The sequence below is a fragment of the Sphingobacterium athyrii genome (assembly GCF_003071065.1).
GTDB classification, from domain to species: Bacteria; Bacteroidota; Bacteroidia; order Sphingobacteriales; family Sphingobacteriaceae; genus Sphingobacterium; species Sphingobacterium athyrii.
Genome location: NZ_QCXX01000001.1, coordinates 266,455 through 278,694, shown reverse-complemented (window position 1 = coordinate 278,694; position 12,240 = coordinate 266,455). Strand labels below are relative to the sequence as shown.

Annotated in this window: 7 protein-coding genes; 3 read left to right on the top strand and 4 right to left on the bottom strand. The window is 40.0% G+C overall.

From position 1 onward, the window contains the following. Positions 1-146: 146 nt before the first annotated feature. Positions 147-1,763 (top strand): phosphoenolpyruvate carboxykinase (ATP), encoded by a 1,617-nt coding sequence (gene pckA, locus DCO56_RS01245; RefSeq protein ID WP_108632893.1) that lies wholly within the window; start codon positions 147-149, stop codon positions 1,761-1,763. Between the two features lie 75 nt (positions 1,764-1,838). Here pckA and ppk2 read toward each other — a convergent pair whose 3' ends face one another. The 3 genes from ppk2 to DCO56_RS01230 all read right to left on the bottom strand — a co-directional run bounded on the left by ppk2 (position 1,839) and on the right by DCO56_RS01230 (position 7,539). Beyond that, a complete protein-coding gene (gene ppk2 / locus DCO56_RS01240) occupies positions 1,839-2,648 on the bottom strand; it encodes a polyphosphate kinase 2 (protein WP_108631958.1) in 810 nt (269 codons plus the stop codon). Positions 2,649-3,222: 574 nt separating this feature from the next. Further along, a complete protein-coding gene (gene smc / locus DCO56_RS01235; RefSeq protein ID WP_108631957.1) occupies positions 3,223-6,765 on the bottom strand; it encodes a chromosome segregation protein SMC in 3,543 nt (1,180 codons plus the stop codon). Between the two features lie 69 nt (positions 6,766-6,834). Further along, entirely contained in the window at positions 6,835-7,539 is a 705-nt protein-coding gene (locus DCO56_RS01230) for a DsbA family oxidoreductase (RefSeq protein WP_165306610.1), read from the bottom strand. A gap of 110 nt (positions 7,540-7,649) precedes the next feature. Between DCO56_RS01230 and DCO56_RS01225 the strand changes: the two genes are divergently transcribed. Beyond that, positions 7,650-8,465 (top strand): patatin-like phospholipase family protein, encoded by an 816-nt coding sequence (locus tag DCO56_RS01225; protein ID WP_108631955.1) that lies wholly within the window; start codon positions 7,650-7,652, stop codon positions 8,463-8,465. Between the two features lie 99 nt (positions 8,466-8,564). On the opposite strand, the gene DCO56_RS01220 is transcribed toward DCO56_RS01225, so the two are convergent. Then, positions 8,565-9,476 carry a glycerophosphodiester phosphodiesterase family protein gene (locus tag DCO56_RS01220; protein WP_108631954.1) on the bottom strand — a complete coding sequence of 304 codons (912 nt, stop codon included), beginning with the start codon at positions 9,474-9,476 and terminating at the stop codon, positions 8,565-8,567. Between the two features lie 363 nt (positions 9,477-9,839). Here DCO56_RS01220 and topA point away from each other — a divergent pair, with 363 nt between their 5' ends. Beyond that, positions 9,840-12,239, top strand: a complete 2,400-nt coding sequence (topA, locus tag DCO56_RS01215) for a type I DNA topoisomerase (RefSeq protein WP_108631953.1) — start codon at positions 9,840-9,842, stop codon at positions 12,237-12,239. Position 12,240 lies beyond the last annotated feature (1 nt).

The following is a 12,240-nucleotide window of genomic DNA, read 5'->3' as shown; positions in this document are numbered from 1 at the left end:
AATTTTTTTTATCTATATAAGTGTTTGGTAATGAACTGTTTGCTTTTGTGTTTTTTATACAATAAGCCTGATTTTTAGATAATTAGGTTTTGTTTTTAGCGAAATTTGCCTTTAACTTTGGGCACATTTTAAAACAAACAAAAAATATGAAAAAGGGTAACATTGGAAACGCGCCTGATTTGAAATATTTGAAAATTGATTATACAGGAAATGTATTTTATCAATTACCTGTTTCAGAGTTGGTCGAGCATGCGCTAGCGAATCAAGAAGGAAGACTATCTGATACTGGCGCATTGGCTGCTGATACGGGAAAATTTACTGGAAGATCCCCCAAAGATCGTTTTTTGGTGGAGGATTCCCTGACCAAGGATACAGTATGGTGGGGGGAAATCAATCAGCCCATGACTCCGGCTAATTTTGATGCTTTATATTCGAAGGTTGCAGCACACTTGAGCAACAAGACAATTTATGTGCGGGATTGTGCCGCAGGGGCGGACCCAGCTTATCAGTTATCCATTCGTGTGATTACAGAAACTGCCTACCAAAGTATTTTTGCAAATAACCTATTTTTGAGACCGGAGGTCGATATCGACAATCAACCGCAATGGTCCATATTAGCTGCACCAACATTGCTTATTGCCGATCCAAAGAATTATGGTATTCGCAACGAAAATTTTGTAGCAATCGATTTTACAAGAAAAATAGTGCTGATCGCGGGTACAGGCTATACCGGTGAAATCAAGAAAAGTATTTTTTCGATTCTAAACTTTATTTTGCCATTTGAGCATAATGTATTATCCATGCACTGTTCGGCAAATACCTCCAAGGATGGCAAAACAGCGTTATTTTTCGGTCTTTCCGGAACCGGAAAGACAACGCTATCAGCAGATAAAAATAGGAAGTTGATCGGTGATGATGAACACGGTTGGAGTGAGAAGGGGATTTTTAACTTTGAAGGTGGTTGCTATGCCAAATGTGTTGGACTCACAGCAGAAAAGGAACCGGAGATTTATCATGCGATCCGTTTTGGGTCATTGCTTGAAAATGTGGTCCTGGACGAATGTGATAAACCGGATTACGATGATATTAGTAAAACGGAGAATACACGGGTTTCCTATCCGATAGACTTTATGGAAAACGCTGAAATGTCCGGGGTCGGGAATGCTCCTGAAAATATTTTCTTCCTGACGGCGGATGCCTTCGGCGTATTGCCGCCGATTTCGTTGTTAACAGTAGATCAGGCTGTCTATCATTTTGTCAGTGGTTATACAGCAAAAGTAGCCGGTACTGAAGTAGGAGTAAAAGAACCTACTGCTGCCTTCTCTACCTGCTTCGGCCAGGCATTCCTACCTTTACATCCCGCTAGGTATGCCTCTTTACTGCGCGCTAAATTGGAGCAAAACCCCAACATTAAAGTATGGTTGGTTAATACAGGTTGGATTGCCGGACCATACGGTATCGGACGTCGAATTAAATTGAACTATACCCGTGCTTTGATCCGTGCGGCAATGGATGGATCGCTGTTAGAGTCCCGATTTAACAAACACGAGATCTTCGGATTGGACTATCCAACAAGTTGTGGCGAATTTGTTCCTGAACAGATTCTGGACGCTAGAGGATTATGGAATAATAATGAAGCTTATGATATGCAAGCCAGACGTTTAGCAAAACTGTTTATTCAAAACTTCGAAAAATTTGACAACGAAATGCCTGCTTCGGTACAGATGGCCGGACCTAAAATTCCTGCGACAGTGCTCGTATAAAAGTATAGCGAATTTCACAAGAAAATACTTCCAGAAAGGGGCTCTCTTTCTGGAAGTATTTTTTACAAAGATTTGCTAATCATGTTTTTTGACAAAAGAATCCAGCTTTTCCTGTTCATTGCCGACAATTACGTTGATAAGTATCCGAAAGGAGGCCAGACGGGCTTTCTTTTTATTGTCATTGTCGATTTCAAACCAAGGTGATTTTTTTGTGCCTGTTGTTTTAAATAGGTTTTCAATATAACCGGTGTAAATATCCCATTTTTCTTGAGCCTGCTGATCTAATACTCCAATTTTCCAACGTTTTAGAAAGTCTTCTTGTCTTTCTTTCAGCCGTTCAGCCTGTTCTTCCTTACTGATGCTCAAAAACAGTTTGATCAGGATAATTCCATCGTCAATCAATTGCTTTTCAAATTCCGGGGCCTGTTTCATGAATAATTCGTGCTGTTCTTTGGTACAGAATTCAAATACCGGTTCTACCACAGCGCGATTATAGTAACTTCGATCGAAGATTACCATTTCTCCTGCATTGGGCAAATGTTTGATATACCGTTGAAAGTACCACTGTCCATTTTCTTCGGGGGTTGGTTTCGGTAATGCTACAACACGTACCTTTTTTGGATTTAAATGTTCGGTCACCCGACCAATTGTACCACCCTTTCCAGCGGCATCCCTTCCTTCAAATATAATGACAACACGTTTCCCTTTTTCAATAATATCATATTGTAATTTGAGCAGGGTAACCTGTAGATCATAGAGCTCTTGTTCATAGTCACAGACATCGTTAAATTTTTTGATTTCCAAAATTTTATGCTGCTCTAAATAGTCAAGAACATCTTTGTTTTGACGGATTTTTTGAAGCTCTTTTAAATCATATTCTGCCATAATATATTGGTTTTATCAAGTTTATTCATCTAAAGTTAGTTATTGAATTGTTAAAAAATGTCAAAATTCGAATAAATCCGACCAGCCAATGTAATATTGACGGAAAGGCGAGCGTTATTAGGTAAAGCAATGCAAAAGGATGCTTTTAGTAGTAATTGGACTTTTCATAAATTTAGGTTAATAATTGGTTAGGTAAGCTCGGAGTTCTCAACTTCGGGCTTTTTTTATACATTCAAAACTGTTTGCAATTCATATGCGAAATACTTTCCTATAGCCATGGTTTGAACCTATAGCTGAAAGATACTAGTGATTGCACTTGATATTGTTTAAATGTTAAAAAATGTTAAAGGAATAGTAATTATATAATTAATTGAAACAAGTGTCGTTTTAATTGCAAATACTTTTCATAAAATAGGTTAATATATGGCTAACGAAAGCTCAGAGTTCCCCACTCTGGGCTTTTTATTTTCATCTATGGCCAAAAAATAAGTGTTGTTTTCAAGGGTCGGAATTCTATAAGCATAAAAAAGCCCTACGATTATGTAAGGCTTTTTTATTTTTAAGTCTATATTTTTTAAGCCACTTCCCTTAAATCTACAGCAACAACACGTGAGACTCCTTGTTCTACCATGGTCACACCATAGATAATGTCGGTGCTTGCGATCGTTTTCTTGTTGTGTGATACAACAATAAACTGAGAGTTTTTGGAGAAATCACGAATGATATTATTGAATTTGTCAATATTGGTATCATCCAAAGGCGCATCTACCTCATCGAAAATACAGAAAGGTGCTGGTTTTGAAAGATAGAGTGAAAATAACAATGCTGTTGAAGTCAAGGTTTTCTCACCTCCCGAAAGCTGATTGATTGATAACGGACGTTTTCCTTTTGGCTGAGCAATGATATCTATATCCGAATCTAATGGATTGCTTGGATCAGTCAGGACGAGGTCACAGCTGTCCTCCTCGTTAAATAATGAACGGAACACTTTAATGAAATTGTCCCTTACAGCATTGAAGGTGAACATAAATTGCACTTTAGCGGTATCGTCGATTTCTTTAATTGTGGCCATTAAAGAGCCTTTGGCTTCGATCAGATCTGCTTTTTCCTTATTGATAAAATCATAGCGCTCATTCATCTCATCAAAGGCTTCTTTCGCCATTAAATTAATCGTTCCAAATTCATCGAGCTGCTTTTTGAGTTTACTGCATTTTGTCGCTAACGTAGATTGATCTTCCGCAATTTCTGGTACCTCTTCGCGCTCAATCAGATCTTTAAGTTCGATATTAAATTCTACAGACAGGCGTTCTTTAAGCGCATTGAGGTCTATTTGTAAGGCCGTTTTCTTGTCCTTAATTTCACTGACAAGAAAATCACTCTGTTCTTTGGAACGACGTTGTTGTGTGAGCGAATCCTCCAGATTATTGATCTGTTGTTTGTCTGCGTAGTACCTTTCTTCCAGCTCCTTTAGACCATCTTCCAATGCAATCTTTTGCTCATACATCGCTATAAGGTCCGCATCTTCTTCGTCCTCAAAAGGAATTGTCGTTCGCAACGCTTCCTGTACTTCAACAAGTTCAGCACTATTTCGCTCAATACGGATTTCATGATCATCTTTTTGAGTCTCCCTGAATTCAAGATCCTTGCTGATGTTGGAGACTTTATTTAGTTGTTGATGATAACTAATGTTTTCCTGATTATAGGCGATGGATTTTTCATTCAAAATCTCCGAAATTTCATGGAACTGATCCTGTAATTCCGATAGCTCCGCCACACTCTGATCTTTTTGTATACGCAATTCCTGCAGCTGAGGTTCGGCAAGGGTAAGATCAGTTTCGATACCTGCAATTTTTTCCTGGATATCTCTTTTACGTAGCTGCGAGTTGCTGATGAAAGACTGGTATTGCTCCTGTTTCGTTTTTACCGTGATCAGCTCATTGTTAAGTCTATTGAGTTGAAAACGGAGTTCATCAATGCGTTCTTTTTGTGAGTTGCTGCGTAAAGCCTCCACACGCGCTGTTTCGGCTGTTATCTTGTCTTCAAGTTTTGCAATCTCTTGGTTGAGCGTTTTAATTTCCTGGGCAAGAACCTCGAGGTTTTTCGCTCTGCCGATGCGCTTTCCTTCAAATAATCCGACAGATCCACCCGAAAGTCCCAAATGATGTTTGGCATAGCGACCATTCTTTTGTAGAATCACTCGACCTGTTTCAGGTAGCGCTTGTTCCAGTTCCTTTTCACCTTCCTGCTTTAATATATAGACATGCTGAAGAAGTAGGGTACAGAGGGCTTTATATTTTTCATCCACCGTGATCACATCCAGTGCAGACATGAGATTATTATTTGGAGGAATGGACGAAGTAACCGCGGTATCAATTGCTTCCAATACGAAGAAATGAGCTCGACCTTTTGCGGCATCGCTCAGTAGCTGGATTGCTTGAACAGCATCTTGTTGTGTTTCGACAACATAATGGTTCATGATCGGTTCCAGGTAATTTTCAATTGCAACGCGATAATCTTCCTGACAGAAGAGTACATCCGAGAACAGTGGCGGTTGCTTTTTCCAGCCTGCATTTTTCTTTAAAAATCGGATGGAATCCGGGAAACCTTCCAAGTTGTCAATAAGTGATTTTGTCAGGTTATATTCATTTTGTTTGGCATCAACTAACCTGAGGTCTTTCGCAAGCTGTGCTTTAAACTCTTCCAGATTTGTCTGGCATTGAAGAATTTGCGCCTGTAACTCTTCTTCAAGTGCATTGGCCGATTCATAATGTGCTTGTTGGGCCTCAACACGGCCTTCCAATTCAGCTGCAGCATTGTCAAATTGTACTAGCTCGGTTTCCTTTGCTTCGGTATCCGCGCTGTTGCGCACAGCTTCCTGAAGAAGGGCTTCTTTTTGAATATTAAAAACAGCTAGGTCTTTCTCCAGTTTATAAATTTTGGATTGAAGTTCAGCGTTACTTTTGTTGAAGATATCCAATTTACCTTTGGCAGACTGCTGCTGGCCGCGTAAAGCTTCCACTTCAGATTTATTGGACTCCAGGTTGTCTTTTAATGAATCAAGTTTATTCTGTTCATCAAACAACTCCTCGTTTAACCTTTTAATCGTATAGAGAACGTGATTAAGTTGTTGTTTGTCGCTATTGATGTCTAGATTTAATCTGTTTTCTTTGTCCTGAAGATTTTTTACTTTCTCATTTTTTATCTTTTTTTCCGATTCATAGCCACGGATTTTGTTCACAAATTCCTGTGTTGCCTTTTGCTGTACGGAAAGGTTTTTCTCCTGTTCCAAATTTACCTGACGCAACGACTGCAATTGCGTTTCTGCGTTCAGGATCAATTCCTGAGAATTTGCGGCGTCTTTCTGAACTTTAGACTCCTGTGTTTGAAGCCGGTCAAGCTCTGTCGAAAAATCAGCAATTCTATAATAAGCGAGATCAATGCTGCTTTGACGGTATTCTTGCTTGAGCAGGGTATATTTCTCTGCTTTTTTTGCTTGATTTTCTAACGATTTGAGATTTTTTGTGATTTCATAGAGTAGATCGTCCACGCGGCTGAGATCAGCTTCTGTATCTCTCAATTTTGTTAGTGTCTGTTTTTTACGCACTTTATATTTTGAGATTCCGGAGGCTTCCTCAAAAAGATTTCTACGCGAATTGTCCTTGTTGTTGATGATTTCATCAATCATTTTCAATTCGATGATGGAATAGCTATCCGCACCAACTCCCGTGTCCAAAAATAAATCCGTAATATCTTTTAAACGGCATTTTACGTCATTCAAACGGTATTCGCTATCGCCATTGCGGAATAATTTACGGGTGACAGTGACGGTCGAGAATTCCGTTGGGAGGATATTATTATTGTTATTGAAGGTTAAGGAAACTTCGGCAAGATTGGCTGGTTTTCTATTTTTCGTTCCGTTAAAAATAATATTCTCCATTTTATCAGAACGTAGCATCTTTGTACTTTGTTCACCAAGTACCCAGCGTATTGCGTCCACTACATTGGACTTTCCACATCCGTTTGGTCCAACAATAGCGGTCACACCATCGTTAAAGTTGATCGTGATTTTGTCTCCGAAACTTTTAAATCCCTTTATTTCTAGTTTGGTTAACTGCATTTATACCAAATTTGTTTGTCGTTATAAGCTTGCGAAAATAGTAAATTAAACTAAAACTTTTTTCTTTCTTTACTCACATTTTCCGGTTTCAGGATCACAGGAAGGTCCATCTTCGCCTCTTTGTTGCAGCGGGGTGACTTGGTTAGCCAAACATTCTTGAATCGTATTGTGAAAAACCTCCATGGGTTGTGCGCCGGGAATCGCGTATTTACGGTCAAACACAAAGAAAGGTACGCCGCGGAGACCAAGGTTGACTCCTTCTTGAATGTCCTGACTAACATCGTAAGCATAATTGTCGGAGGCCAGAAGTTCCCGGACACCCTGCTCGGGCAGGCCCGCAAGTCCGGCCAGCTCAATAAGGGTAGGGTTATCGTTGACATCCAGACCATCGGTAAAATGTGCTTTAAATAATGCTTTTTTTAATGTTGTTCCCTTGCCATGTGCCTGTGCAAAATGGAGAAGGCGATGTGCCTTTTTGGTATTTACAACGATTGCTTGATCGAAGTTTAACGCAATCCCCAGTTCTTTCCCCTGCGCACTGAGCTGCCCTGTCATTGCCACGATATCGTCCATGCTCATTCCCTTTGTCCGGACAAGATAATCGTATGTTGGCATGCCTGCGGCATCTTCCGGAAACTCAGGGTTGAGCTGATAGGATTTCCAAATCATCTCTGTCTGAACCTCAGGCGCAGCTTCCTGTAGTGCCAGCTCCAGCTTTGTCAAACCAATATAACAAAATGGACAAATGATGTCCGACCAAATTTCTATTTTCATAATTCTTAATTTACTCCGTATATTGTAATCAAAAATACATATTATAACGATGATTATCGGATTACATTGTTGGGTCAATGTCAACATCATTATAATGCAGGTTTAAGCATATGTCAGAGAAAGATTTTTTGAACCGAAAGGTAACACTCGTCCTGGGCGGTGGCGGAGCAAGAGGATTGGTGCATATCGGTGTTATCCGTAAATTGGAGGAAATGGGTTTCGAGATAGATGAGATCGTCGGTTGCTCTATCGGTGCGCTGGTGGGGGGGATCTATGCCCAGGGAAAGATGGATGTACTGGAAGACTGGATGCATAATCTCACAAAGAAATCGGTTTTCAATATGATGGACTTCAGTTGGAAGGGACTAGGGATGATGAAAGGGATCAAAGTTTTCAATGCGTTGAAATCGGTGATTCCCGATGCAAATATTGAAACTTTTCCTATTTTATTCAAGGCTGTCGCGACAGACCTAAACTATGAGGAAGAAGTTGTCCTGGATTTTGGGAGCATGTATGATGCGATCCGGGCCTCCATAGCCATACCAGCTGTATTTACTGCGGTCGAGGATGATACCCATGTCTATGTGGATGGCGGAGTGCTCAACCCTTTGCCGATTAACCATGTCACAAAAAAAGAGAATTTAATTATCGCGGTCAATCTGGAATCGAAGCCCGATAAACAATATTCCGTTATCAAAAAGCTGGACACAAAGACCTCAAATTCCCTGGATATTCTTCAGGCATCCTATTATGTCATGCGCCGAAAAATGAGCCGTATGATTATTGATCTCTACCGTCCGGATGTCGTTGTTGATATTCCTTATAATATCTGTAATTTGTGGGATTACCACCGTGCCGAATTTTTAGTTCAAAAGGGTAGGGAGTATATCGATAAGGCTCTTAAAAATAAAACCAAAATAAAGTAGTCATTGGCATTGCACCAGCTTAATTTTGGTCTATGTATAATTAAATCGCCGTCTTCTATTACATACGGCGATTTGTTATGCTATTAAAATATCAGGATTTTAAAACAGATTCGGATAATCACTGATTATTCCGTCCACCTTCAGTACTTTTAGTTGTTCTATCTCCGCTTTTGTATTTACCGTCCATGGAATAACTTTAACATTTGCTTTGTGGTATTGCTTGACAAAGTCGCGGTTTACCAACTTATACTGGGGGCTGATGATGAAAGGCGTAAAGCCTAACGCTGCGATTGTCTCCGTTGCATTTTTTGCATAATTGGCATCAATCAGATACGATACTTTTATTTGGGGGTAAGCTTTGTTTAGATACTTGACTGCTCGAATATCAAAGGACTGAATAACAGTGCGGGCAGCAATCTTTTTCTCAGTAATCACCTGTACCACTAAATCAACAAATTCTTCCACTCTAGGGTGATAGATACCATCCTTATTCTCGCTACTTTTTACTTCGATGTTATAAAACAAGGGGGCCTTACTCTTTTGAAGGGCATAGGCTTCTGTACTATCAATGAGGTCAGCGAGTTTTGCAATGCGCGTCACCTGTTTTTTTTGTTCAGGAAATTCTTTGTAAAACTTCGAACCGATATCATACTTAAGGAGATCTTTATAGTTTATTGCAAAAATTTTCAAGGATTTGTCCTTCTCTGCGAGCTCACTGCCATCCGGCTTTAGGACAAATTTTGGATTGAGATAGTCGTCGTGAAAAACAACAACTTTACGGTCTTTGGTGATGTGGCAGTCCATTTCCAGCGTCGTCACTTGCGGTAAGTCAATGGCATTTTTCATTGCGGCAATGGACTCCTCGGGGTATAGACCTCGCCCTCCACGGTGGGCTTCCAAACTAAGTTTAGGAAAGCTGTTTTCTGTTTTTGCCGAATCTTTCCTAACTGAACAAGATGCAAACGGTAATAATAGGCCCAAAAAGGCTATTCTAAGAAAAAATATTTTCATTTATTATTATATTTAAAACAAAATAAGGGTAAATTATCCCGTTTTGAATAGGCGAATATACATAACCTATTTTATTTTTGACAATTTTGAATCGTTGATTTCCTCTCTTTCGAAAGTGTTTTCGAAAGAGAATAAACTAAAATGAATTGTCGAAATTGTTGAAATGAAAAAAAACGAAGTTTTGAAGTTCTGTTAATATCATTTTTTAGAAGCAGTAAGACGCTTAGAGGACGATTGTAGCGTGACTGAAAATAATACAATACACATATATATAAGGAGGAAATCTATTTTTTTTGTCTTTTTTGCAAGAAATTATTGTCATTCCTTTTAGAATTCCCTTTATTTGCACAAATCTCAAATTAGATGGCGAAAAATTTATTGATAGTTGAGTCTCCGGCGAAAGCAAAAACGATAGAAGGATATTTAGGAAGCGATTTTTTGGTAAAGTCGAGTTATGGGCATATCCGTGATTTGGTGAAAACCGATGATGCGATTAATACAGAGAAGAATTTTGAACAGAAGTATGAAGTTCCCTCTGATAAAAAAGCAGTCGTGAGTGAGCTGAAGAAATTAGCTAAGGCAGCGGAAACTGTTTGGCTTGCATCCGATGAGGACCGCGAGGGAGAAGCTATTTCCTGGCATTTATTTGAGACATTGGGATTGAAAGACGAAAGTACAAAACGTATTGTGTTTCATGAGATCACCAAACCGGCGATATTGAAAGCCATCGACAATCCCCGTAAAATAGATTATAATCTTGTCAACGCACAACAGGCGAGACGAGTTTTAGATAGATTGGTGGGTTTTGAACTGTCCCCGGTTTTATGGAAAAAGGTGAAACCTTCTTTATCAGCAGGTCGTGTACAATCTGTTGCAGTTCGATTAATTGTAGACCGCGAACGTGAGATTAACAAGTTTGAACCGGAGGCGGCTTTTAAGATTGTTGCGTTTTTCCATACGGGCAAGATTAAAGATAGTTTTAAAGCCGAGCTTCCACAACGATTTGCGACGGAAGCAGAAGCGACACGATTTTTGGAAGATTGTAAAGCCGCTTTGTTTGCGGTTAAACATCTGGAAACAAAACCGTCAAAACGTTCGCCGGCTGCGCCATTTACCACATCAACCTTACAACAGGAAGCAAGTAGAAAACTTGGCTTCTCGGTCGCAAGGACGATGCAGGTTGCTCAACGTTTATATGAGTCGGGACGTATTACCTATATGCGTACAGATTCCGTCAATTTGAGTGATACGGCTATTGAAGCGGCAGAAAAAGAAATTAAATCGGCTTATGGCAATCAATACCATAAAGTAAGAAAATATAAAACAAAAACTTCGGGTGCGCAAGAGGCACACGAGGCTATACGTCCTACCTATTTTTCGGAACATACCATTGAAGGTGATTCGGCTGAAAAAAGGTTATATGAACTGATCTGGAAGAGAGCAATTGCATCTCAGATGAGTGAAGCAGAATTTGAACGTACGCTGGCTAAGATTTCTATTTCTACACGTCCGGAAGATCTGAATGCTTCAGGAGAGGTGATGAAGTTTGACGGTTTTCTGAAAGTTTATATGGAATCCGTAGATGATGATCAGGAGACAACACTGGATGAAGATAGCGATAACGCCATCCTGCCACCATTGACGGTTGGATTACAGCTGACGTTGAAAAACATGTCAGCGACGGAGCGCTTTACAAGACCTCCGGCACGTTATACGGAAGCGGCATTAGTGAAAAAATTAGAGGAACTAGGTATCGGTAGACCGTCTACCTATGCGCCAACCATTTCTACAATTCAAAATCGTGGTTATGTTGTTAAAGAAGAACGGGAAGGAAGATCACGCGACTATCGGGTATTGACTCTCGAGAATGCCGAACTGAAAGCCGTTACAAAAACAGAAATTACAGGTGCCGAAAAAGGGAAAATGTTCCCCACTGATATCGGTATTGTCGTGAATGATTTCTTGGTGGAGCATTTCAATGGTATTGTAGATTTTCACTTTACGGCGAATGTCGAGAAAGAGTTTGACGATATTGCGCATGGATTGACCGAGTGGACAAAAATGCTACACGATTTCTATGGCCCTTTTCACTCCGAAGTGGAGGATACGCTGGAAAATGCGGATCGTGCCAATAATGAACGTGAACTGGGTATAGATCCAGTTTCCGGAAAACCGGTTTCTGTACGTATCGGAAAATTCGGGCCTCTGGTTCAGATCGGTTCGCCAGATGATGAGGAAAAACCTCGATTCGCATCGTTGCGCAAAGGACAGATGATTGAAACGATTACCTTTGAAGATGCCATGGAGCTATTTAAACTCCCCAAAAAAGTAGGTGTATTTGAAGATAAAGAGATGACAGTTGCTATCGGTCGATTTGGACCTTATATCCGTCATAATTCCGCTTTCTATTCTTTGCCAAAAGGCGTAGATCCCTTGGACGTTACCGAAGAGGAATGCATTCAGATTATTCAGGAGAAACGTCAGAAAGATATTGAAAAAGTGATCCGTGTTTTTGATGAAAATCCGGATGCACAGATCGAACAGGGCCGTTGGGGACCGTTCATCCGTTTTGGAAAGCAGAACTTGAAAATTCCGAAAGGAACAGAAATCGAAAAAATCAGCTATGAAGATGTGCTGAAGTGGGCGGAAGCGGATGCACCGAAAGGTAAAGCTGTTAAAGCAAAAACTGCCGAAAAGAAAACAGTTGCTAAAAAAGCGACAGCAAAGAAGGCTCCAGCAAAGAAAACGACAAAGTCTAAATAAG